Here is a 24,883-nt window from a genome sequence, read left to right on the forward strand (position 1 = left end):
TTGCACCAGCAGGGTCTCGTCGTCATTCAGATTGGTCAGGCTTTCGACGATCTTGTCGTAGCACTCCCAGTTACGCGCGGCGCGACCGATGCCACCGTAAACCACCAGCTCTTTCGGGTTCTCGGCCACTTCCGGGTCGAGGTTGTTCATCAGCATGCGCAGCGGCGCTTCGGTCAGCCAGCTCTTGGCGGTCAGCTTGTTGCCGCGAGCGGCGCGGATTTCGACGTCACGGAATTTAGTAGTTTTTGCGTCAGTCACGAAAAAGACTCCTCAGCGATCAATTCAAACCAACCCTGGCGATGGGCAAGCGGCTTGTGCGCTTCAATGCGCGACAAGCGAATCAGGGGACGTGATGCGGAGTTTCGTTCAACTCACATGCATACGTCTTTACTTGTACATACAGGAATATGCAATTGAACGGCCAACTGATGGAGAAGCTTTCTGACAAAACCAGCGGACATCGCTAAGAACACCGAAATCACGGGGCATCGATTGATTGAATATTTTTCGAAGGGGCGTTTTTTGAAAGGAGAGTGGCTGTTACAGGAGCGTGGCATTGCACCGCGCTGGGGTGTTCGGTAACAAAAAGTAGGAAACATCCCACAGCCTGGAGGCCTCAATGAGTCTCCAGGTTGTGGTCGTTGGTGCCAAACATAATATTTTGACACCAGTGGCCTGATAATAGCTGGCGCTAAACTGCTTTTTTGAATGAGCCACTGGGTGGACATTCTGACACCTAGCAGCTCAAGCCTCTAAAGCAAGCCAGATTTTCAACAATATATTTTGACACCATGGTGAGAAGTTCCGCCCCCGCCAAAAACACACAAGCCTAACGACCCCGAACCGGAGGCCGCTAGGCTTGAGGCTTTTCTCACAAGAAAAATTGTTGCCCGGAAAGCTGCGACCAATTATTGCTGAGCATCGGTCGCAGAGGCGCGAGTCGCCGCAGGCGTTTAAGAGGCTTTAATCGCTTGAGACCTTTGAGCGGCTTCAATCGGCGAACAGGTCTCATGGGGCCACCTGTCGCCTCGCTTGAGAAGAAGACAACGTGGCCGCGGTTGTCACGAATCAGTCCGTTGGAAATGCGACCGAGATGCTGTCCCTCATATGAATAGAGGGAGTCATCATGAAAGTACCCAACTGGTCGTCCACTGAACGTGAACAAATGCGCACCGTCGTCGGTATATGCGATGGGAGTGCCACTACGATCGTAAAAATCTAGGCTCATGGGAATTATCCATTCTGGAAGGGGGATTCAGGGCATCGATTGATGCCCTGGTTTCGAGTGGACGGCCTATTAAGCCGCTTTAGGGCGAAGAACAATGCGGAACGGCTGGCCGTTCGCACGTCGAATCACCTTTCCAGACTTAGTGCGGATGGTCATACGATAGATAACCTCCCCTTCCTCGTCTGGCTTTTCGAACATCTCTTGCTGGGACATAGTCGTCTCTCACAGAGATTGGCTCGAACACAAACTCGCTCCCTTGCGAACGGTACCCATTGGGGATACCATCACAACGCTTTTCCTGAAGCGCGAGAGACATCTGGAGCCAGTTCAGACGTCTTTTCCCAAAAGCCGATCAAGTTCGTACCTTGGTCGGCTTTTCTATTTCCTGGCCTCAAGCTGCCACTACAAACCTCCGTTAGAGATTTGATAGCATGCTCACAGAGAGCATGAGACCAATCCATAATTTAATACTATCATCATCATTTTGATTACGTCAACCCATCATGTGTTATCCTCGACACATGAATGATTGGTTGCGGCCGTTGATGACCGAACGGAGAAAACATGATTGACCTCAGCGATTACAGCAAGGCACAGCAGGAGCGCTTAGCCTTCATAGACTTCCGTCTCTATTTTTTGGGAGTCGTATCGCGCTCGGATTTAATGGAACGTTTTGGGGTGGCTTCAGCAGCCGCCACACGCGACTTTGCGCTCTACCGTGAACTCGCGCCCGAAAACACTGAACTTGATCCAGTGAGTAAGCACTATGTTATTCGTGAGCAGTTCGCCCCTCAGGTAATGCATGCTTCCGAGCGTGTATTAGTGACTCTCTCGCAAGGGTTTGGCGATGGCGTCGACTCAGGGGAAGGCTCATTGATTCGCCACGAATCCGTGTCCTTACTCAGTCGTCCCAAGATTGAAATCCTCGCCCCCGTCACGCGCGCGATTCACCTTGGCCAAGTGGTAAGAATTGAGTACACGTCGAAATCAGGGTCTTCAACGCGAGAGATTGTTCCCTTTGCCATCGGTTGTGACGGGCTTCGTTGGCATGCTAGGGCATTTGATCGCAAGAACGGAAAATTTGCAGACTTCGTATTTACCCGGATGAGCAGCGCTGAAGTTCTTCTCGGTGAAAAGCCACGAGCAGAAGAAAGCTGGGGGCAGGATGATCAGTGGAATCGGATGTTGGATCTTCCTATAGTCCCTCATCCTGACAAAGACTCAACCGAGTTGGTCATCCGAGATTTCGGAATGGAAGATGGAGTCATGCGGCTTCGTGTTCGCGCCGCGATGGCCGGCTACGTGCTGCAGCAATACCATATTGACTGCTCACCTGATCACAGCATCAGCGATCTAGCTTACCGTTTATGGTTGAGTGATCCGCTGGCTCTGTATGGTGTGGAGAGCGCAATCTTTGCGCCTGGATATAAGAAGCCATCCAACAGTACTACATAGCGACTGGATGGACACCTGAGTACCTCGGGGTAGTCTTGTACATGCGGCTTTCTATAGGCCAAAGATCGATCAGATCGACCAGGACGCCGAACAGCTCTATGAAGCGCTGAGTCATTTGGTTCGCGTCTACCAGTTTCGTGACAGAGATCGCAGCTGCTGCGAAGGACTGTCCGTCACTCAATGCTACGCACTGGAGCATGTGATCAAGGCTGGGCCTGTTCGGGTTCAATCGCTGGCCAGCGAGCTTTTTCTCGACAAGAGTAATGCCAGCCGGCTGGTCGATTCGCTTGCCAAGCAGGGCCTGGTTCAACGTGTACCGGACGCAAGTGACGGCCGCGCACTGGCAATCACCGTGACCCCCGAAGGCATGGCCATCTATGAAAGCATTCGGTCGGACTTGGTGGGAGAAGCTCGTAATCTAGCCTGCGACTTATCGAAAGAAGCTCGTGATGGCGCGATCGAAATGCTACGCCGCTTCGCCAAAGCCACCGAACAACGCTTCGGTCTGAAAGACCTTAGCCGTGACGAATATCTGCCAAGCAAATGCTGCTGAAATAGAAAAAGCTGTCCTTCTCCCGAAAAATCGCACCCTCTCTAGACCTGTAAAGTCTGAGAAAATTGACCATCACCTAAAGTCTTACGAATGTCTCAAAAAATTCTGTTCTTCCCGATGTCCATGCCAGACGAGACCTTTCACTCACGAGTTACCCGATATCATTTACTTTCGGGAAATAGAACTGAGCGTGAGACTTTTAAAGATCTTTTTGGTGCCGAACCATTTGTTATCAAAATTATCCCTAAACGAATCGAAGACCTTGCGGAGAAGCTTCCTGGCGACAAGAGCGATAATCTAAATGAGTTGCTTGCGAGCAACACCATTCTTCCTGCTTACAAGCCGTTCTTAGGCATCTCCAAAGTCAATGATGGCAATAGCATTTCGCTCGTATCCAGACTTCCTCGTAGAGAGGTAAGTTTTCATAGCATGGCTAAGATTTGCCTTTCCTGCGCCCAATCGGATCTTATTGAGACAGGACATTCGTACTGGCACCGGTCTCATCACATTCCTGGTGTAACAGCTTGCTGGAGACACGGTGAGACTTTATTGCAGGCCTGTCCAACTTGCACGCATCCGTTTTACCGAAAAAACAAGCTATTACCTTTGTTAACCAGCTCCTGCGTATGCGGCTGGAGACCATTGGGCTCACACTCTCCTTCGAGAGTGTCGGAAATCGAGCAAAAATTTGCGCAGTTTGCAAAGGACCTTCTGCATAGCGACTTGCCGGCAGTTCCATCTGGGGTATTAGCCGCATGTTATCGTCGACAAGCCAAGAAAAGTGGGTTTGCTCGTGGAAACCTAATGGCGACGACGAAAATGTTCGAAAGTATCCAATCAAAATTTGGTCATGATTTTTTGTCTAGAATTGATAACGCGTACGCGTCAGGCAAGTACCATCAGTGGATAAGAACCACCACTGTTAATGATCAGCTAGATATGCCCATCACCCGACACCTCATCATTGCTCTTCATTTATTTGGGGACGTGGGGACATTTGAAAAGAGAATTACGGAAGAGCTAATACTATTTACTGGAACAAAGTCCAGAAAACCATACAACAAAACAACCCCTAACGCCACCAAAGCACTTCATCGCCTAAAAGTTAACAACATCATAGAAGCCCGCACGGGAGCAACCCTGGACTACTTATGGAAACATGCGTATCAAGCTACCCTTTGGCTCACAGCAAACGATAAAAAATGGCTTTTAGGTGCACTCTCAAAAAAAGCAAATACTGCGTTAAGAGAATCTAATACTAATAAACTCGATAGCGAATACGCAGACATCATTAAAAATGGTGTTAATGAGCTTTATAAAATCAGCAAAACACAGATCCGCGTTAATCTTGGAAACATGCTTGCATTGCTTCCGAAGAGAATACCAGGCTTCCCTCAACGAAAAAGCCTATTTCCACTGGTATCCGAACAACTCGAAACTAATTTTGAATCAGTGTGGCACTTCCGTTTGCGCAGAATTATTTCAGCGCTATCAGAAATGCACCGTCTGAAATTAACTCCCAATATTACGAGCTTGGTTCAACTATCGTCTTTGCCTAATCAAGCTTGGAAAGCACTCATTAGCTACTTCGAATGGGATGTGGAAAAAATGGTGAGCGAAGGAATAGATGTTGAAAAAGAACTGGCCAAAGCAAACGTCACCCGCCAATGGGAGGGCCCTCCTGGTTACCAAATGTCCCTCGGAGGACGAGCCTACACCAAGCAAAAAGGTTAAGTAGCCATCAGGATTACCCCTGCCAGATGATGCTCCGGATACCCATCCGAAGGTCGCTGAACTGCGTGAACTGATGCAGTGGTCGGAAGGCCAAGTGTGGTGCTCACCTGAGCGTCACGGGTCGATGATCTCCGTCTTCAAGCTCAGATCGACTGGGTGCCTTTAGCGATGGGCGCTGTGCGTCCGACCCAGGGTAAAACTCTTGCCGTCATGCAGGTGTACGGCGGCTCAGCGTCTTGCCCCATTTGCTGATCACCCTGATCTTCGTGTCTCTGGGGCCACTTCTGTATCTGGTGATCAAAGGCTTTTCTAAAAAGAAGGAAAATAAGCACGTACCTGACTTTGGCGCCTGAGGCCAAGGAGCAAGGGTTTTGCCCCATACGAAAGGCCGCTTCTGGCCGAGAGCAACCGCTTCGAAATGACTGCACTCGGCCAAAAGCGGACCTTCGGTATTGCAATTTTCATCCGCACCTCACTAGCCGGAGAAAAGCGCTGACCACCTGTCACCGAGCAAAGCGACAGCCAGGCCTGCGAGCATCACCATAGCCCCTGCCAACTTGATGGGAGACACAGGTCTTTCCAATGCCCCCATCAATCCGAAGTGATCGATAATCAGTGATGAAATGATCTGCGCAGCGATAGCGAGGCCAAGCAGTGCTGACAGGCCGATTTTTGGCGCGAGCACCACATAACTGAGCAACGCACCGGCACCCAGCAGACCGCCCAGCAGGCTCCACAAGGGCTGGGAAGGGATAGCCGCCAATGAGGCCACTATCCCACCTCGCATCAATGAAAAGATGCCCAGGCATACCGCACCGGCAATAAAAGAGAACAGTGCCGCCGCTACGGAATCTCCACCCACACCTTTAGCGAGTCGACCATTCAGCGTGGTCTGCAGGGTGATACCAAGCCCGGCGCAGAGAGCCAGCAGGTAGTAGACTGCGTTCATCTCTTGCCTCCTTACTTGGCTGACTCAAGCGGCAGGAATTTCTCGGCAAAGATGTCCGGCTGGTAGCCTGCAGCAGCAAACAGATGCTCACGGGACTCGTCGATTGCCGCACGCAAACTTTCGCCGTCCACGCCCAGCACCTTGCCACCACGTTTGACGATGCGTCCGCCAATCATGACCGTGTCGACGTTGCTGCGTTCGGCCGCGTGTACCACGGTGCCGAAGGCGTTACCTGATGGGTAAAGGTTGATGTCCTGCGCGTTGATAAGAATCAGATCAGCCTGCTTGCCGGGGACCAGGCTGCCGACTTTGTCCAGCAAGCCGGCACAGGCGGCGCCGTCGACCGTGGCGGCTTTGAGCAGGTCATGAGCTGGCAGGGTCACTGCCGGATGATGGTCTGCGCCGCAGCAGCGCTGATGGTGCATGCCCATAACGCGCTGCAGATAGAACGCCACCCGCATCTCCATGAACATGTCGCCGCTGTAGGAGGTTTCGTTATCGACACTCAATCCCGGGCTGATACCGTGACGCTGGGCAGACTGCATGGCGAACATTCCATCTTCAATGCCGTAGTGGGCATCTGAACGCGGGCATACGTTGACTCGAACGCCAGCCTCGCGAAGGATTTTCCAGCCGGCGTCCGGCAGCGCGGTGCAGTGGTTGAAGATGTTGTCGGAGCGCAGCAGCCCCTCCCGATGCAATCCTTCCAACTCAGCCGCCATGTCCCCGCCAAAAAACTCGGTGATGATAGGCAGCCCTAGGCGTCGGGCCTCAGCCCACAGCTCAGGCTCCAGCTGCGCCATTACCGCCAGAGAGAGCAGCGGGTTGTCGCCTTTCTTGATGTATTTTTCCTGCAGACGCTCCAGATTGCCCGGCCAGTGGGCTTTGTCCCACTCACCCGCAACCGGCGCCCCCGAGGCGTGTACGGCGCGTATGCCTGCATCGAGCAGCGCTTCGACAGCGGCATCGGAGTGCTCACCGGTGCGGCTGTTATGCGAGTTGTCCACCAGGGTCGTGATACCGGCATCGATGCAGCCCAATGCGGTCAGGAGGTTGCCGATATACATGTCTGCCGGGCGATAGTATTTGGCGAACGAGAAGTGGGTTGCGTTGCAGTAGTCCTCCAGGGTTGCGGCGTTCGGATTGATTCGACGTAGTTGCCCTTCCCAAGAGTGGCGGTGCGTGTCGACCATGCCGGGCATGGCAATCATGCCGGACGCCTCGATTACAACGGCATCGCAGGCGTCGAGATTTTCACCAATGGCCGTGATGGTGCTGCCCTCGATAAGGATATCGCCGCACGCCAGATTGCCGATATCGCCATCCATGCTCAGCACGGTGGCGCCGCGAATAAGTGTACGAGCGGCCGAAGCGGCCGGGGCTTGCATGATGCTGCGGTTGTATTCAGTCATTGCGCTACACCTCTTCAAATTTCGTTGGAAGAAATGTACGCAAGGCGATACTGCAGAAAAAAGATGGTTAAACTGTTTTTATTATTCAAAAATGACGAATAATAATGCATTCCCCGGTCACTGCTTTGAGGCTGCTAACAGTCATGGATCGTATTCAAGCGATGCAAGTATTCGTCCGTGTGGCTGAGGCAGGAAGCTTTATCCAGGCGGCGCAGACGCTCTCTTTGCCGGCCTCGACGGTTACCAGCAGCGTTAAAAATCTTGAGAAGTACCTGCAGGTGCGCCTGCTCAACAGAACCACGCGGCGGGTTAGTCTGACGCCTGAGGGTGCACAGTATCTGGCGCAATGCCGAGAAATATTGCAGCTGATCGAACACACGGAGACCAGTCTGACGGACTCCGTAAAACGGCCACAGGGGCGTTTGCGGGTCGATATGCCAGGCGGCATTGCACACTTCATTGTCATGCCCAACCTGCAGGATTTTTACCGGCGCTACCCGGACATCTACCTGATGATAGGCGTCAATGATCGGCGGGTAGATCTTGTTCAGGAGGGTATCGACTGCGTTGTTCGAACAGGCGAGCTCGATGACTCAACGCTCGTTGCCCGCCCACTCGGCCGGTTTCGCTGGGTGACCTGTGCATCTGCCGCCTATCTCGAAGAAAACGGTACTCCGCAGACACCACTAGATTTGTCACACCACCGGGCCATCCATTACTTTTCGAGCCGCGCTAAGCAAGCGGGCGAAATGCGCTTCGCACGCGGTACTGAAAAGATCTCAGTACCGGTAAACGGTACAGCCGCCGTCAACGAGACTGGGCTTTACATCAAAATGTGCCTTGATGGTTTCGGGTTGATTCAGCTTGCTGAGAACGTCGTCAGCGAACACCTGCAAGAGGGTCGGTTGGTCGAAGTGCTTGCTGACTGGCAGCCTGCCTCGGTTCCTGTGCACTTGGTATATCCGCATCAGCGCTTTTTGTCGCCGGCTGTCAGCGCATTCGCTGATTGGATAGCGGGGCTTATCCGAGATTAGTAATCGAGAAAAACCGCTAGTCCCCGCTCTTCTTCGCAGCCCATTACCGAAGGTTTGCTAAGCGTCCGCTTTTGGCCGGCAGCAGTCGGCCAAAAGTGGTCATCGCGTATCTACCGATGCAGGGCTGATTCAGAGCGCTTCAGATCTTCCAGCCCCAAACCTGATCAGACTTAGTTGCAAGGTGCCTCGATATCGGCAAGAAACATAGGAATCCGCACGATTTTGAAGACTGGTACGCGTAGATCCAGCGCTGGGGATCGGGAAAAGTGAGCAGCGTAGGTTTTGCTATCAAAGCCGACCGAAGCAAGCTCTGCGGTGTGGATCCATGAGGTCACCCGCTTGAGTGCCGAGCAGAAGACTGGGAGCACATCTACGTACACTTGGTGGGCGGGATATTCCTTCTGCTGCGCGTGGTCTGCGATCTTTGCGAAGGCCAGGTCATCATTCCAAAGCTTACGCAGCGTGTCTGGCCTTCGAAGAGAGCTATGAGAAAGTCGCTGATAGAAGTCGTGCAAAGGAAGTGGATACCGCGAAGTCCGCTCAGCTTGTCGCTCGTACTCACCTATTAGAAAAGCGGCCCCAGCCTTGCTCGACACACCGCCATCGGAGGACATCATTCGATTCCAACTGGTGAACAGGCTGTGATCGCGATGGTGTAGCGCGTTACGAAGAACGATCAGCAGTGACGTATCCGCATGATTGAAATAATCAAAGCCTGGAAGGTTCTTCGTGACATCGTACAGTCGATGGAATGACTCCAGCTTCGCTTCAAAGGCCCGATCATGGTTGGCAACGGCCTCTTCTTGATCGACCTTCATCAGAGCGTGAAATCTCGCGCTCGACTCCGCATAAAGGCGCATTGTGTTCGAAAGGGCTTCCCAGGCGAATTGGGCCGGTGACATCTTCTTATCTCGGTTCGTGGTGGGGCTGCATGTCTTATGCTTGGCGTTGCCCCAGGGTCAACTGGTGCAAATCGCTCTGTAAGCACACCGATTGCAGGACTTCTTGATGGGTCCCCGTTCTGGCTTGCCAAGGGCTTTTACTGCTTTCACTAGAGACGTGTTCCCAGGCCTATCTGAGGGGAGGCATTCTGCGTGATTTCCACTTGAGAGTGAGTGCAGGTGCATCACGTGCTGGGGTTTATCGACCAGGTTCAGCATCAATGGCCTGACGTGACTACTCAGATATTTCAAGCTCATTCCAGTGTGCAGCCAATGCAGGTTGCCGTTGGCCGCCTCCAACATCCATGGCATTTCTATTTGCACACCCTCGACTAATGCCTTCTGTGGTGGCACATAACGCGCTTTGGTTGCTGCCTGAATGCCCAAGCCTATGTTGAACGCTCCGAATGCCTCAGCTACCAAGTTTTGATCTGTCGACTCGGCTGGAAGTGCACGTTCCTCCCACACCTGATTGAACGTATCTGTCGCTGGTGCGCCGTCCCTGAATACCCGCTCAAGGGCATCAAGTAGGGCTGATCGGGCCCTCATCGATACATCAATTTCCTGCTCACGGGGCAGCTCTAGCTCGTGAGAGTAATTGAACTGCTTAGGGCAGCCGATCAGGGTTTCAATAGCTGCAAAAGAGTATGTCGGCGTCGTTGCAGGCTTCACCGCCTTGGCTGGTTTCGCTTTTTTTGTCGGTACGCCGGCCACGCCGTTCAGGGTTTGAACTGTGTTGCCGTCACGAATGCACGCGGGGATATCCACTTTAGTGCAGTAGATGTTGAGGCAGTCTTTGGCTCTCGACAGGGCTACGTAGAGCAGGTTGTTCTGCTCAACATTCGCTTCAAACGCCCGCTCTTCAGCGTTGCTGTTAAGTACCTCGGGTGGCAGCAGCAATGCCCCGTTATCGTTCTCTCCGTTATGGCCTCCTCGGCTACCGAAACGGGCGTTGTCGACATTGGGAAAGTGAACGACCGGAAACTCTAAACCCTTGCTGCCATGGATGGTCATGAGCCGGACTGCATTAATTGCTGAAGCCTCTGGCGGAATCGTCCGATCAATACGCTGTTTTATGCGGCGGCGCATGTCCTCGCGCTCCAGGAACTTGGAAAGCGTTGCCTGGCTCGCGGAGCCATCACCATTGCGTACCCCGTACAGAAACAGCCAAAGAGCCAGGCGCTCGATTTGACGCGGTGTTGTATCGTCATCAAGGCTGGGCATTCCAAAGCCAAGTTCCAGAATCAGCTCGCACACGAAATCCCAGGGTCGCTTGTGTGCCTTCAGAGATTTGAAAAGGTGGCCGAGATGCTCATTGGCCTGAATGCCTGCCGGTGACAACCCAGGGACGTTCTTTCCTGCCCAACCTCCCTTGTGCCATTGCTTGTCAGCCTTTGAGATCGCTATCAAGTGAGCGATATCTGCCTCTGGCATCCCCAGCAGAGGGTCGCTACGCAGCCCCCATAGTGCGGTAGGGCACTTATGGCTGAGCAACTGCATCAGGCAGAGGAATCGTTGAATTGAGGGACGCTGAAGAACATCGCCAATGTGAAGCGTAGGTATACCCACACGGGCAAGGCCGTCAGCCAGTTCATCGAGCTGCGCGTTGGTGGCGCTGATGATGCATTGATTTCGGAACGGGTGTTGGTTCGAGACGGCAGAAAGTATCTGCTGAGCCACTGTGAGAGTCTGAGAGTCCGAATCTTCGCATTGATAGCGAGCCGGTATTTGTCCGCTCGGTGGGCGATTTGGCGTGACTACGTCTGCTGCGATTCGTGGCTGCAGTGCATGAAGTCGACCTGCCAAATCCACGACCCGGAGAATTTCTGGGGTACTTCGTCGGTTTACGTCGAGAGAGTACCGGCGAATAGAGGCCGAGGTGCCTGATACAAAAGCTTGTTCAAATTTCAGCAAGCTCTGGATTGAGGCGCCACGCCAGTGATGAATCGCCTGACGAATGTCGCCGACCACCCAAAGGTTCTTGGTCGACGAACCCAGCAGCTTCACCAACTCGACCATTACATGGGTCACGTCCTGATACTCGTCCACGAGTACGTGTTCGAAGAGATCAACAAACTGTGCGATAGCTGGGCGATTCGACTCTGCCTGCCGGGTAAGGCGTACAAGCAAATCGGTGTAGTCGACCCATTTTTCTCGTTGCAGCGCGTCTTCATAGGCGCGGTAGATGAGCTCGATATCCTTGCGGTTCCGCGTGGTTTCATCATCCATAGGAGGTAGCTTTGCGAGGATATTGGCGTAGTCGTCCGGAGTAACGAGCTCTTCCTTCAGTCTGCTGATGATGCCGAGTACCTCTGGTAGCCAGTCGTACGGGTTCTGGAGCCGGCGGTAGTACTGGAGTTCAATCTTGGGCAGCTCTTGAACCATCATCTTGACCTGCTGGAGATCGTCTGCGATGCGGATCTGCGGTGTTAAGTCAAAAAGGGTGTGGTACTTGCGGAGGAACTCCAGGCCTAGGGCATGGAATGTTCCTGCCCAAATCTGCGAGGCGCCAGTGACGTTCGCAATCCTCAGACGCTCGACGAGTTCATGAGCTGCACGGGTAGTAAAGGTCAGAACCAGAATCTTGTTGGGTGGAACACCCTGGTTGAGTAGGTAGGTGATCCGATGCACGAGCGTGGTGGTCTTACCCGTGCCAGGCCCTGCTACAACGTTGACGAACCTCTCTTTCGCTTCCGCTGCATCTAATTGAGCTTTGCTTGGTGTGGGCGCAATGGGTGCAGGTGGGATCGGGATGCGAGGCAGTAGGAGAGCATCGGCGAGTTGCTGCCTTACAAGCTCCAGATGGAGGTGTAGGCGTTTCGCAATACTGCGAGAGCGCCCTCCCTCCTGCCACAGCTCAAATGCAAGCTCTCTGGGCAGCAGAAGCTCGCGGGCGAAGACGTTTGCTTGTAGTTCTTGTCGTTCCCAGGCGCCATAGCCTTCAACGATAATGGCCTCGCCAGGCTCCACTTGTGGGTTAAGCATGGAGAGTTGGCTGATCGTTTTCTTGCCTTCAACGAAGTCCAGGAACCAATGCCCAAGCTCATGGGCAAGTAGATAGGCGTACTCCTCAGGTGAGGCGTCGTTTCGGATGTAGATGGTTTTGATCGAGCGCTTTAGCACCGCATCGCCGTTACCCAGTTCGAAGTGATCGTGCGGGACGGGCTCAATAGCGATTTCAACGACGTCTTCAAGATTGGCCAGTAATTCATCACTGTCGGGGATGCCTTCCTGGCAATGCGACAGCAACTGACCGCGTATCTCGATAGCCTTGCGCCGGGCTCGATCAAATGGATTCACGTCAATCCTCAAGCTCTAACAGCTGCTGTTCTTCTTCCTTGGGAAGGCGTAACGCTTCAACGCCTTCTCGCCAGGTTTTGGCTGTTACACATACCGTTGGGCTGCCTTCGGCCTTATGCGAGGGGACAACTGACTGGTTCAGCGTCAGAGAAAACGCCCGGCGTAGGGATGAAGTTGAAAGCTCCAATTGCTTTGCCAATGCCGCCAGCAATCGAGTTGGGGCTAAAACAGTACCTGCTAATACCTGATTCATGAGCTCTCTGCGTTTACCGAGCCCGACATCTTGTGCCAGTTGCTTTGCCCTAGGGCCTTTGAAATCCTCGATGGTTACTAAGGCTTTCTCGACCTCTTCATCTGAGCACTCGTCTGTTACGAACTCCTGTGCATCTGCGCAGTTCGCCAGACCTTCTGCAACGAAGTAGCCAACGATCTGGGAGGCTGACTTCTTGAACTCCTGAGCGGCGATCTTCACGTCCACGCCCAAGTCATGGTCAAGGCGAGCCATCCACTGATAGGCCTCGCCTTCGTAGCTTCGAAGCCGCTGTTCATAGCATTCGAAAATCTTGCGAGGGCTTTTGCTCTCAACAAGGGTGTAGAAGCTTTCGAGGCTCTGCTCAACGAGCTGCCGTGTGACTTCGGCAGCAGACGCACCGCGCTTTTCGGCAAGTCTGGCCAGGGTGTCGTACATGCCTCGACTACTGCTAACCCCGACAGTCACTTGTTTGGCTTTTGAGTACGTCTTTGATGCCTGTACTGATGCTTGATCATTAGAGTGCATTGTCGTCGTCTCTTTCGGACTTCCCTGAGTAACTGCGCTTGAACAGCTTTCCATTCCGGAGCACTCAGACACAGGTGGCGGCGAGGCCAATGCGCTGGTGAGCTCAGCCATGACCTTCCTTGCCAATTGGTCTGGTGTATCCGCGACAACGTTCAGCTCTTCTCCATTGGGTAGACCAAGGGAGCATTCATGCCTACCGCGAGCGTCTGTGAACATCGCCTCTGCTGAGACGCGCAAGAAGTATTCAGCCCACTTCCGCAAGGGGAGCGAGGTCAAACTGATATCACTTTTCATGGTAGGCTTGGGGCTGGTCACGGATGCGTGTATGTTAGCCCGCAGGCTTGATATATCAACACTATATCACCAAGGTTGGTGTATGCAATTAAATTACATTTTTGCAGAAGCTATTCGCACTGCCGTTGCGAACTGGATAGCAGAACGGTCGCTTGAGCAGTGCGCTGCGTCTTTAGATGACCCAGTGACGCTTGCCGATGAGCTGCTGCCTCGTGTTAAGGAACACATTGAAGCACGCGGCGTTACCTTGCCTCAGCTGAAGAGCTTGGCCTGGAGTGAGCCCTGCATTCATTTGCAAGCCGTCTTCTCGGTCGATGTCGCAGGCGAAGCTTTGCCTGAAACGCCGTGTGCGTTTCTTCCAATACCTGACTGTCAGGCAACAATCGCCGCCAGGATTTCTTCGGTGGCATGTATTGCTGCCATCGAGTCATCGGTCGTTTCCTACGCATCCGAAAATGAGGGTCACTTGTTCGTGAACCTCGTTGCTCTGGAAGGGGATAGCGCTATGGCCGATAAATCGAAAGGCGAGATGCGAGGTCACACGGACGGTGTGTTTTTCCCTATCCGTGGTGAGCGGGACGAGAAGTACCCGAGATTCGCGCCATCCCCAGATTTCGTATGCCTGTCCGGACTGCGCAACCCTGATACCACGGGCACGACGGTGATGCCGTTGAACGAGGTGCTGCTGGGACTTTCGGAGCAAGAGATTGAAGAGCTCTGCAAACCGCAATTCACCCTTGCTCCGCAGCGAACCTTCCTTGCGGGGGTGAAGCAGGCGATGAACTGGCCTCACGCTCGCCCCCCTCGAATCGATAACCGCCGAGTGCTTTTTAGGCGGCAAGAGGGCTTCTGGATTCGCTTTAGTCACAGCTCGGTTGTGGATCCAATTCAGGACGGCACTGACGGCATGGATGTTGATGCGAAAAACGCGGCTAGCTCTGCACGTAATGCATTCATGGCTCGGTGCCGCGAGCGGGTGCGTAGCGTGGTCTTGAATCCTGGAGACATTCTCTTGGTGAACAATCGCATTGGCTTACATGGACGCTCAGAAGTGGGCGGCGAAGTAGGCGGGGAGGCTCGTTGGCTGCTGCGTACATACGGTCTGGAAACCGGCGATCTCGATGCGGAGCAACGCTGCTCCGGAAGTAGCTACAAGCTCTACCCCTGATTTGGTAGGCTGTCGATGACAAAGCTAACTGACGACATCGAAAAGCCGATCGCGTACCAGGAAGTGGTTTTTACGTTCATGGCATTACCTCCGTTGGTGGAGGTCCAGCATGCCCCTGGTGCACGGAGGGCGGCAGTCAACCCGTAACTGCCGGTCGCACAGGGTAGAAATCGGCGGGGGCCAATCGCGTGGACCCTGTACGGTTGGGGGGGCAACATTAGCTCCACCCATCTCCCTTGGATTTTGATAATTAAAACTGTCGCAGCTGAGCCCGAAATTCGCGGGCTCCAGCGGCATGTTGAGAAAGGGTAAAACTGTCGCAACTGAATCGCCCCTAGTTTCGTAGAAGCTTCCGAGCCTCAACAGAGGCATGATAAGACTCTGCAGAAAAGTCCGCTATTGGCCGGCAGCAGTCATCAGCGAGAGGCCATTTGGTACTGCGAGTCAGTGACTGGATATCTCCGGGCGTCGGCAAAGCGAACTGTCGGCGTGTGCGAATAGGTGTCGGGGCGTGCGAATGGCTGTCGGAGAATGCGAATAGGTGTCGACGGGCGCGAATGGCTGTCGGTTTTGAAGAACCGTGTTGTATCGGTTTTGCGTGCGAATCAGTGTCGGTTAGGCATGCGAATTGATGTCGGAACCAATGCGAATACTCAGGAACTGGTGAAGTTCACCCTGCTGCTGCGTGACCGTCAGGACTACTTGGTAGACCGTTACTCTGAACGCAAAGAGTCAGCTGAAGAGCTGTCGAAACGAGTGAATCAGCGCTCCATTTGAGGATTAGGTTACGTGGTGGAACGGGGTGGCGATCAAAAAAATCCGAAATCGGTCCATAGATTTGACACACGCCATTTCTGTACTAGATTTCATGGAAATCTAGGAATTCCTAGATTCCCATGAAGACATTGTAGAGAGAGCCGATGGCCCTTCCACCACGTAGGTCTCTAACCGTCCCTGGCGCAAGTAAAACGCTGCTTGAGGCTATGGAGGAACTGTCAATTGACCCTCGTAACGATACTTTCAAGATCATGGGGGCGGCAGGTGTTGTAGTCGCTCACGTAGCGAAACCTTCCGGGCAAGTCCTTTCGGCTCGAGTTCGCGGGAATTCATTTCGCCAACTCACGCAGTTTGATCCCGCCGAAATATCTGTGGCGGAACGCCGAAATATAGAACGTCAGATGTACAGCGAAGGCATGACTCAATCTGAAATCGCCGATCTGCTAGGCGTTTCGCAGTCTCTGGTCGCCAAGGATTTGAGCATTCTTAGGAACAGTCGCTAAGGCGGCATATCAACGCAGATCACCCACGAGGTGAAAACATGAAAGATTCATGGTGTGATAAAGCTTGGGACGGAAAGCGGTGGCTATACGGGGCAGCAGCTCGTGAGTATCGCCTCGGGATCGCCGGAGGCGTTGATGCCGTGGCTCGCCAAGCAGGAGAAATTGCTGCTCGCCAAGTTCTTGAAGGTGTCAATGCGATAAGCAACGAGGCGACACGGCCCGCGACTACAGTCACTCGCATGCCGCTCACTCGTCGGCGGAGAACAACGAAAAGCAAAAGCGAGGATAAGAAGGAGCTTTGATTAACGCCTTGTCCTGCGATGGATGGCCAAGCGCAGTTTTTACTCCGAGAAAGCCGCGCACCTACGGCTTTCTCGGAATTAAGTTGACTGTAGCCATCCACTCAACCTTTCTCTCGAACCGGCGGTCTGATCGAGGCTAGTCTGTAAAGTGCTGAACAGGTGAGCGGCATTTTAAGGCGAATGAGCTCCTGCGTTGCCCAATCTAAGCGACGACGATGAAAATTATCCGTGCTTTCACTGACGGCGGCCAACACCCCCGCACAAATTGGAAACCGATCAAGCTGCTTTTCAAATCGTGATAACGCGTCTAGCTCGCGGCCGATCCGATTTTTGCAAACACGTACGGGCTTTCCAGTTCGCGAAAAAATAGAACGGACACACAGAACGATTTTTTCTGCCAGAAGTGAATCAAGTTCGGCGAATGAATTATCCGATTGCCGTTGCTCCTTACAAGCAACGATCTTCCCTAAGTGCTTCTTAAGCCACAGCCGATCATTGCGATACAACCACATGTAGTCTTGGCACTGGTGTGCTAAAGCTATCCGGTATTGTTCCGAGAACCGCTTACGTCTCGCTGCACGTTCTCTCGTAAATTTCAATTTTTTCCATCTTTCCGGGCCGCCTGAAATAGCTCGGATGGATCGGTAAACAGTCGCTGCCGACACCCCTCGAGAACCACCTATTTCTGTAGCTCCCACCCCGTTTATGGCGTCCTCCCAAACTATCTGCTCGACTTTTATCGAAACATGCACGCGCTGGCTCGGTCGCAGGGGCTTCCCACTGCATGAGTGCAACCGGCCACAGCCCAATACATCGTTTGAACCATTCGAGGGCTTACAAGAAGACATTTCATTGGCGTTCAAAACGGTAGAGAGGTCCAGACCGAAAGCATCCGCCAGCATCAAATATTTGAGGGGATGATGTGTTCCCCTCGGCTTGCGCAAAATCTTGGTCACCCAACACGCAGGCAGGCTATCCAACTCACCTCTCAATATCAGGAACTCTCCACTCGTGGGGAACGCTTCAATATGCCTATGTAAAAAATGGGCTATTTCACTGAGGCATAGCCGGCCAGACGGAGAGGCGAGCCCTCGCTCAATGACCACGTTTAACAATGACTGGCGGATCAGTGCGGCTGGTTGAGGCGGAGCGTTGGCTTCAAGTAGATGTAGAGAGTTTCGGGCAAGAGCAAGCAGGGCTTGGTGCTGACGCTTGTTGACCAAAAACCGATATGCATGTGCTTGGACGTCCTCATCCTGTGGCAAATAAAGCTTCCTAAGCCCTTTGGCTAGCCAGTGATGATCGACTACTGAAAGAGGCGCCTGGCAGCGGGGGCAGATCCACACTCCAGGCAATTGGTGTACGCGATGCCAATACGCCGTTCCGTAATCACGGATATCTGTTACCAAACAAATTGGGCAAAGCCGAGTTCTGGAAGTTGCTTCCAGTCGGCTAGCGATTATTCCGAGTTTGGTTTTAAGGCCAATCCCTCCCCGATAGGCCATTTGAAACTGGGCGTCGGCCAGTTGCTGCTCGGTGAGGAAGGGTTGGTAGTACGGCAGTAGCGTATGCCTGGAAATGATTGAATCGAGTCTGAGATTCGCGCCCGATGGCAACGCGTGCACCAGATCAATCAAATGGCACGGGAATGGAAGGTCACGCGCGAAGCTTCCGTCACCTTGGGCTGCGTTGAATACCGCAGCCCAAGATCCTAATCCAGATAGGCGAACATACCTCGATAAAAGGCTGTGCAGCGTTTCATCGGGACAGGGAGCAGGAAAGAAATGAAATTCATGATCCATTTCAACCTCACGAACTACACCTCCCGATGCAGAGGAGAAAACTCGAACACATCAGTGTTCAACCAACCTTCCTCTCTTAGCCTCTGCAACGGGTCTTCATCTTGCGCAATCTCAGCTGCTTTCGTTGGTGACCTTTTAGAATCGACCTGAGCCGGTTTGGCTTTCGGTGTGCTTGAGACTTTCTCTGAGGGAGCCTCCATCCGAGGGACTGGCGTAATACTGCGCAATAAAGCCAGTCGATCAATTACCTCATTAGCGTTCAGAGTCATCATGCTTTGAAGCTGATCATCAATCGGTAGCAGATCTTCAAAGCGGCTTAGCTGGCGGGAATCTCGGCTGCGCAAAGCCGAGAGCGCCGGCTTGAGTATCTGCATTTTGGTGTCAGAAACGCGCCTGAACGTACTGGGTGTAAGGCGTTCCTCTCCGCTCTGGATCGCAAAGCGCTGCCCAAGAATCAGCAGTTTCACCAAAAAGTCAGTGACTCCTTGGGTCAAGTCGTAGAGCACATCAAACAACTCATCCGACAGTGGGCTGATCTCACGACACCACTGATACTCCCACAGAGACATAACCAACATTCTCCACACTGGATCCTCTTTTTCGAATCTCTGAAATTCGGTAACGCCCAGGCCACATCCTCGCCTGGCGTTTCTCAGAACATCAGAGAAGAGACTGATCATCGAATTGGTGCCGATGAAGACGACCGGGATGCCGATGGAGTTGATCAGGTTTACGAAAAAATTGAGCATGTTGTCTTTGCCGCCAGTCCGGGCGGAGCGTAGATGCTGAATTTCATCGATCAGTAGGGCACCGACAAAGTAGGTACTCGCCACCTGCTCCATGCGCTGGATGAGGTCAGGTAATCCATTCCGCGCACGATAGCTGTTCGCATATCGATCTTGGCCGATCGCTTGGTCGACAGCTCGGAAAAACGCACGACATAAACCGCTGAGCGATCCATCAAAGGGGCAGTCCAGTTTCAACCATGTGATCTGCGTTTGCACAAAGGCTCGACCTTCATAGCGCTGGTGAACGATCGTTTGCGGATAGAGCCGAAGAATTGACTCAAGAGCGGTGGACTTCCCGATTCCGCTCAACCCTACAAGGCTGAAAGTAGTTGCCGTTGAACGAAATCCATCTGAACCTCCTGATGTCGACAGCGAGTGCAAATGTCTTACAGTGGCAGTAGACATCGGATTCCGTCCTACATAACCACTACGCAGCAGTGAGGAAAATGCAGACTCCAACTCAAGATGAATTGGTAGTGGTTGAACAACTGAACGCAGACGATCGATGCAATGAAGCCTGACAGACTTATCGTGCTTTCGCTCTTCCTCGACCACAGGAGGAAAGTGCGAGATCAGCGATGCGGCATCACTCTCAGAGAGAATTGGAGGTAAAGCCTCAATCAACGGATTACCTTGAAACTCCAGAACGGGAGATTCATGGTATTTCGCGAGATCCTGGGCACTTCGATTCATTTGCTACCTCCCGGGCGGAAGCGACTGAGCAGATCAATAACTTCAGCACTACGGGTGCCAGCGTAATTTTCAGCTACGCCAAGACCTGTGTTGGGGGCTTGAGAATTCTGATGTGAAGTAGCGGCTCTCAAGTCCTCAGGCACTACCGACTCAGAACGCTCCTGCATGCGCTCGAGAGACCTGTTGGTCCGAATGTCACCAAGCTTCTGCGATTTCGAGCCTAGCTCCATCGTCGACTTTTTTTCCTTCACAGCGTTCGACACTACGTCCGAAATTGTCGCGTCCAGCGCGACACGACTCGCCAACTTTGTGTACTTGAGCTCAGGAGACTCTTGCTTGACGATCGCCAACATGTCGATCACTTCCTCAAACCGGACACCACGATAACGCTCCTCAGAGTTTCGTAGGTCACAACGTATGAAGTGCCGATCAGGGCCTTGAATCCAGATGTGTTGAGTACTATTTGGGTCATACCAGCAGACGATGCTGCTAACGCCGCGATGTCGGGCACGTGCAAACCAGTTCTGTTCTATGGCCCAGTCGCAAACGTAGTACATCCCCTTGAATTTGATCCCGCCTTTCTGCACCGAGCCATTGTCGCGAGGCAGCAGGTGTAAATAGATCGACTCCTCCGTCTGGGTATTGGCCTCGATTCGATCATTCTTCAGTGCCCAATTCCATATCCCCATAGGGGTTGGATCGACCTGATCAGCAATCATCTCCTTATTGAGCCGAGCTGGCTGTCGATTCTGGCTGTTGTAGTGAAGGATTCCCTCGATGATGATTTTGGTGAACTCAGCAAGATTCAGCGTGGCGTCGAGTCGCCAATCACGCTCTCCCCTTTCCATGATCCTGCTACGCACGGCACCAGCGATCCAGTGTATTTGCGTCGTGGTATTTAGGACCTTGAAGGAGCTTTCCACGATCGCTTTCCAATCTGGTCGATAAGGAGGCGCGATACCCAAATTAATGCGTAAGCCAGAGGCAAGCCCCTCAGCAGCTTGCCCAAGCATCTCACCACGATCCGCGAAAACTTCATGCGGTAGATGATGACAAGGCCAATCGGCATTTTCGATTTCTACGCCGTTGGCAGCGCAGAACTCCACTTTTGAGGTGAACGCGTTGTAAAGCGCTTGCCGGGCACCATTCCAGCTTGGCCCCTCCAGTCCAACGAATACCCCCGTGATCATTCCCGAAAAAGTATCGATAACGACATACACAACTGGACGGCCGATGATCCAATTGCGGTTGTAACGACTGACGAGATAGACATCTGCAATGGTGGCGTCGATCTCAAATAAATGGCCTGGCCCACGCAGATTTTCCCGAACAGTGCCGCTCAGAGGCCGATGGTCTTTTTGCCAATTACGCTCCCCACTACGGCCTCTCAGAACCGCAATGTCATCGAAGGCTTTGTGTCCCCAATAAGCAAACTGTCTAGCTGTCGGAAGCTCACTGACTGGAAGCAAAGGGGCATCTTCAACGAAGTCCCCCGGCATTGGCTTCACGGTATAAAAGCGGCGCAGCATCTTGATGTAAGCATCAGATATGGTTCCTACAGACCCCTTTGCAAACAACGCAAAACCAGTCTTGATACAGCTTTTATCGGCCTGATTGAGCACCTTCGATTGAGTCAAAGCCTTCACTCCCTGAAATACAGCCGGCCGTCCAGGCTTCTGTCCTTCACGGTATTGTCGAGGCTTGCCCGGCGCTCCAGCATTAACTCGATCCGGAAGCAACGCGTTACGCACCTGCCCGCTCACCCAAAAGCGATACAGCAAGCGGTAGAGGGTCTTTTTCGGTATCTCTAGTTTTAAAGCCTGATCACTGACCATCCGTCCCATAGAACCTGGCTGAAAAATCTCATCGGGGGGATCAGTGTCGACCAGCGGTTGAATACGAGCCCAGTTGTTATCCCGGAAAGCCTTCTCTTTGTCCGACAGGTCATCCTCCACCTTCAACATATAGGTCGGGGACGCCATCGTGATGGTCTTGATATCGCCGGCGTTCAACCAGGTCTTCAAATCAGACAAACGCATGACCCAAGGTCGCTTTGGCGATGGCTCAATCGTAATCAGCACAATCTGATCACTTCGCCGATCAACCCAAAGAACCCTCACTAGGCCCTTCAGCAGAGGAGGTTCTGTCACAGCCTGAAGGACATCGTTCTTTCCGAGATCTGCCATTTCAACCAACCTTTAGTTCGTGGTCATGATTGATGGAAGGCCATACAACCCTGAATGCCGGCACCGCGCTCTTCATTGAAAGACGCTCGGCAGTCAGATCCAGGAGGATCTGTTTGTGCCATACCAAATGCATGAACATGGCCTTGGCATCGGCGTAGGGGATGAACAAGACACCCGCTATGTGCCGCAATGCGCGCTCAAGCGACCACGGGTACTCCCTTACGCGAGTTATCTCTTCCAGAAATGACTCGATCAGTGGACGTTGCTGAAGATGTCGTTGGAGGGTCGCTGACTTACGCAGCCAGTCAAGATTCTGGATCAAAGGGGCCGGGAGATCTTTCTCCGTAACAATGTTCCAGTCCACTCCTCGATCGGACCAGTAGGCTCGCTCGATCTGAAACTTTTCCAAGGTGCGTTCAAGTCCTTTACCAGGCTTCAACGACTCGGTGTATTTGATCGTACGCGCTGCCAAGCGCATGCTTCCATCTGGCTGCTTGATAGTGAGCAGAAAATCCGTCGTCATCACAAAGGGCACCTTGGTGCCTAGATAAACGGGATAACGAATACTCAAAGCATGGGCAATCGACTGAAGGGTTGGTACCGGCAGTAGGGGAAATTGCTCACGGATATCCAAAACCTCTGGGGAAAACTCGGCTACGAGCAAGTACCCATATTCAAGATCTGATAGCAGATGATGAAGCCTATCAACCTTTACTCCGTGCACCTTACGTGAGCGGCCGTGAGATTGAACGTCCTGCACACGCAGCCATGGCACATACAGCTCCTGGCTTCCTTGCCCAAAGCCTTTTTCGATATGCCGATCGATATCGGACTGCGTCTTGAAGCTACGACCACGCAAGCCAACCTCCCATGCCTTCTGCAGCCTCCACATATCCTCAAATGGAATGTGCACAAAAAAGTCCTAGGAAATTATCTGCCCTGTGAATAAGTCTGATCATTGGTAACAGACTAAACCTTAAGCAGGGTCACAATCCAAAATCGGACATATGGTGGAGGACGTAAAATAGAAAAGCCCCTGAAATCAGGGGCTTTGAGCATTGTGTCAAAATCTATTGTCTGATGTCAGAATATTTTGTCTATTGTCAAAATCTATTGTCTGAAACCAGTCGTCTATTACGGCGTGTGGATAACTTATTCCACCGTCACCGACTTCGCCAGGTTACGCGGCTGATCCACGTCAGTGCCCTTGAGCACTGCGACGTAGTACGACAGCAGTTGCAGCGGGATGGTGTAGAGGATCGGCGACAGGATGTCGTGGATGTGTGGCATCTGCACCACGTGGGTGCCTTCGCCGTTGGTCATCCCGGCCTTCTCGTCAGCGAACACGATCAGTTCGCCGCCACGGGCACGGACTTCCTGCAGGTTGGACTTGAGCTTCTCGAGCAGTTCGTTGTTCGGCGCCACGGTCACCACCGGCATGTCGTTATCCACAAGCGCCAGCGGGCCATGCTTCAGTTCACCGGCAGGATAGGCTTCCGCGTGGATGTACGAGATTTCCTTGAGTTTCAAGGCCCCTTCCATCGCTACCGGATACTGCGCGCCACGTCCGAGAAACAGGGTGTGATTCTTGTCGGCGAACAGTTCGGCGATTTTTTCCACGGTGCTGTCCATGGCCAGCGCTTCGCCCAGACGGGTCGGCAGGCGACGCAATTCTTCGACCAGTCGGGCTTCGACACCTTTTTCCAGAGTGCCGCGCACCTGGCCCAGGGACAGGGTAAGCAGCAGTAGACCGACCAGTTGCGTGGTGAACGCCTTGGTCGAGGCCACGCCGATTTCACGACCGGCCTGAGTCAGCAGGGTCAGGTCGGATTCGCGCACCAGCGAACTGATTCCGACGTTGCAGATCGCCAGGCTGCCGAGGAAACCCAGCTCCTTGGCGTTGCGCAGGGCAGCCAGGGTGTCGGCGGTTTCGCCGGACTGGGAGATGGTGACGAACAGTGTGTCCGGCTGCACCACCACCTTGCGGTAGCGGAACTCACTGGCGACTTCGACCTGACAAGGAATCCCCGCCAGCTCTTCGAGCCAGTAACGGGCAACCATGCCGGCGTGGTAACTGGTGCCGCACGCGACGATCTGCACGTTGCGCACCTTGGCGAACAGTTCGGCGGCTTGCGGGCCGAACGCCTGCACCAGCACCTGATCCGAGCTCAATCGACCTTCCAGAGTGCGTTGCACCACGGATGGCTGCTCATGGATTTCCTTGAGCATGTAGTGGCGGAATTCGCCTTTGTCAGCGGCTTCGGCACCGTCGGTGTATTGCACGGTCTGGCGCTCGACGGCTTTGCCGGTCACGTCCCAGATCTGCACCTTGTCACGCTGGATTTCGGCGATATCGCCCTCTTCCAGGTACATGAAACGGTCAGTGACCTGACGCAGGGCCAGTTGGTCGGAAGCGAGGAAGTTCTCGCCCAGACCCAGACCGATCACCAGCGGGCTGCCGCTGCGAGCCGCGACCAGACGATCCGGTTGCAGCGCGTGGATGACCGCCAGACCGTAGGCGCCATGCAGTTCCTTGACCGCAGCCTTCAAGGCGTCGGTCAGGTCCGGCAGCGCCTTGAGTTTTTCGGTCAGCAGGTGGGCGATGACTTCGGTGTCGGTGTCGGAGGAGAACACGTAACCCTGCGCCTTCAGTTGCTCGCGCAGCGCCTCATGATTTTCGATGATGCCGTTGTGCACCACCGCGACGTTGCCCGAGAAATGCGGGTGGGCATTGCGTTCGCTCGGCGCACCGTGGGTTGCCCAACGCGTGTGGGCAATGCCGAGACGGCCTACCAGCGGGTGTTCCGCCAGGGCCGCATCCAGTTCGCTGACCTTGCCCACACGACGGGTGCGTTCCAGCGTACCTTCATTGGTGTACACCGCCACACCGGCACTGTCATAACCCCGGTATTCGAGGCGCTTGAGGCCTTCGACCAGGATGGCGGTGATATTACGTTCAGCTACCGCGCCGACAATTCCACACATG

The 24,883-nt window shown here is 53.4% G+C and carries 16 protein-coding genes and 3 pseudogenes; 7 read left to right on the forward strand and 12 right to left on the reverse strand.

The window, feature by feature from the left end; translation table 11 throughout:
* Nucleotides 1-258, reverse strand: a pseudogene (locus CAF87_RS27110) (urocanate hydratase); the annotation flags it as partial.
* A gap of 613 nt (nt 259-871) precedes the next feature.
* Nucleotides 872-1,228 (reverse strand): 4-fold beta flower protein, encoded by a 357-nt coding sequence (locus CAF87_RS29830; RefSeq protein ID WP_371850994.1) that lies wholly within the window; start codon nt 1,226-1,228, stop codon nt 872-874.
* A gap of 564 nt (nt 1,229-1,792) precedes the next feature.
* Here CAF87_RS29830 and CAF87_RS27115 point away from each other — a divergent pair.
* From CAF87_RS27115 to CAF87_RS27130, 4 genes and pseudogenes are all read left to right on the forward strand, one after another.
* Nucleotides 1,793-2,683 carry a YafY family protein gene (locus CAF87_RS27115; protein ID WP_085733919.1) on the forward strand — a complete coding sequence of 297 codons (891 nt, stop codon included), beginning with the start codon at nt 1,793-1,795 and terminating at the stop codon, nt 2,681-2,683.
* 115 nt (nt 2,684-2,798) lie between these two features.
* The gene (locus tag CAF87_RS27120; protein WP_256576065.1) at nt 2,799-3,236 is read left to right on the forward strand and encodes a MarR family winged helix-turn-helix transcriptional regulator; all 438 of its coding nucleotides are present in this window, start codon (nt 2,799-2,801) and stop codon (nt 3,234-3,236) included.
* A 90-nt stretch (nt 3,237-3,326) separates the two neighbouring features.
* Complete coding sequence (locus tag CAF87_RS27125; RefSeq protein WP_085733917.1) at nt 3,327-4,970, forward strand: TniQ family protein; 1,644 nt, start codon at nt 3,327-3,329, stop codon at nt 4,968-4,970.
* Between the two features lie 4 nt (nt 4,971-4,974).
* Nucleotides 4,975-5,207, forward strand: a pseudogene (locus CAF87_RS27130) (NAD(P)H-dependent oxidoreductase); the annotation flags it as partial.
* Between the two features lie 238 nt (nt 5,208-5,445).
* Here the strand turns inward: CAF87_RS27130 and CAF87_RS27135 are convergent.
* Together CAF87_RS27135 and CAF87_RS27140 are read right to left on the reverse strand one after the other, a co-directional pair.
* Nucleotides 5,446-5,919 carry a DMT family transporter gene (locus tag CAF87_RS27135; protein ID WP_085733916.1) on the reverse strand — a complete coding sequence of 158 codons (474 nt, stop codon included), beginning with the start codon at nt 5,917-5,919 and terminating at the stop codon, nt 5,446-5,448.
* Between the two features lie 11 nt (nt 5,920-5,930).
* Complete coding sequence (locus CAF87_RS27140; protein ID WP_085733915.1) at nt 5,931-7,331, reverse strand: amidohydrolase family protein; 1,401 nt, start codon at nt 7,329-7,331, stop codon at nt 5,931-5,933.
* A 143-nt stretch (nt 7,332-7,474) separates the two neighbouring features.
* On the opposite strand from CAF87_RS27140, the gene CAF87_RS27145 reads away from it, so the two are divergent.
* Nucleotides 7,475-8,365 (forward strand): LysR family transcriptional regulator, encoded by an 891-nt coding sequence (locus CAF87_RS27145; RefSeq protein WP_085733923.1) that lies wholly within the window; start codon nt 7,475-7,477, stop codon nt 8,363-8,365.
* Nucleotides 8,366-8,535: 170 nt separating this feature from the next.
* Here CAF87_RS27145 and CAF87_RS27150 read toward each other — a convergent pair whose 3' ends face one another.
* The 3 genes from CAF87_RS27150 to CAF87_RS27160 are packed head-to-tail and all read right to left on the reverse strand — an operon-like array spanning nt 8,536 to nt 13,495.
* The gene (locus CAF87_RS27150) at nt 8,536-9,267 is read right to left on the reverse strand and encodes a hypothetical protein (protein WP_085733914.1); all 732 of its coding nucleotides are present in this window, start codon (nt 9,265-9,267) and stop codon (nt 8,536-8,538) included.
* Nucleotides 9,268-9,324: 57 nt separating this feature from the next.
* Nucleotides 9,325-12,606, reverse strand: a complete 3,282-nt coding sequence (locus CAF87_RS27155; RefSeq protein ID WP_170929582.1) for a UvrD-helicase domain-containing protein — start codon at nt 12,604-12,606, stop codon at nt 9,325-9,327.
* Nucleotide 12,607: 1 nt separating this feature from the next.
* On the reverse strand, nt 12,608-13,495 hold the full coding sequence (locus CAF87_RS27160) for a hypothetical protein (protein WP_170929581.1): 888 nt from the start codon (nt 13,493-13,495) through the stop codon (nt 12,608-12,610).
* A gap of 97 nt (nt 13,496-13,592) precedes the next feature.
* Between CAF87_RS27160 and CAF87_RS27165 the strand changes: the two genes are divergently transcribed.
* A complete protein-coding gene (locus CAF87_RS27165; RefSeq protein WP_085733912.1) occupies nt 13,593-14,846 on the forward strand; it encodes a TauD/TfdA family dioxygenase in 1,254 nt (417 codons plus the stop codon).
* A 654-nt stretch (nt 14,847-15,500) separates the two neighbouring features.
* Nucleotides 15,501-15,623: pseudogene (locus tag CAF87_RS29140) on the forward strand (arsenical resistance protein ArsH); the annotation flags it as partial.
* A gap of 906 nt (nt 15,624-16,529) precedes the next feature.
* Here CAF87_RS29140 and CAF87_RS27175 read toward each other — a convergent pair.
* The 5 genes from CAF87_RS27175 to glmS all read right to left on the reverse strand — a co-directional run bounded on the left by CAF87_RS27175 (nt 16,530) and on the right by glmS (nt 24,882).
* Nucleotides 16,530-18,230, reverse strand: a complete 1,701-nt coding sequence (locus CAF87_RS27175) for a TnsD family Tn7-like transposition protein (protein WP_085733910.1) — start codon at nt 18,228-18,230, stop codon at nt 16,530-16,532.
* Nucleotides 18,231-18,244: 14 nt separating this feature from the next.
* The gene (locus CAF87_RS27180) at nt 18,245-19,711 is read right to left on the reverse strand and encodes an ATP-binding protein (RefSeq protein ID WP_085733909.1); all 1,467 of its coding nucleotides are present in this window, start codon (nt 19,709-19,711) and stop codon (nt 18,245-18,247) included.
* Nucleotides 19,708-21,897, reverse strand: coding sequence for a Mu transposase C-terminal domain-containing protein (locus CAF87_RS27185; protein ID WP_085733908.1), 2,190 nt, complete (start codon nt 21,895-21,897; stop codon nt 19,708-19,710). The genes CAF87_RS27180 and CAF87_RS27185 overlap by 4 nt, the downstream gene beginning before the upstream one ends.
* Nucleotide 21,898: 1 nt before the next feature.
* Nucleotides 21,899-22,810, reverse strand: coding sequence for a TnsA endonuclease N-terminal domain-containing protein (locus CAF87_RS27190; RefSeq protein ID WP_256576064.1), 912 nt, complete (start codon nt 22,808-22,810; stop codon nt 21,899-21,901).
* A 239-nt stretch (nt 22,811-23,049) separates the two neighbouring features.
* Nucleotides 23,050-24,882 (reverse strand): glutamine--fructose-6-phosphate transaminase (isomerizing), encoded by a 1,833-nt coding sequence (gene glmS, locus CAF87_RS27195; RefSeq protein WP_085733906.1) that lies wholly within the window; start codon nt 24,880-24,882, stop codon nt 23,050-23,052.
* Between the last annotated feature and the right edge of the window lies 1 nt (nt 24,883).

This window comes from Pseudomonas sp. R38(2017) (assembly GCF_002112395.1).
In the GTDB taxonomy this organism is placed as follows: domain Bacteria; phylum Pseudomonadota; class Gammaproteobacteria; order Pseudomonadales; family Pseudomonadaceae; genus Aquipseudomonas.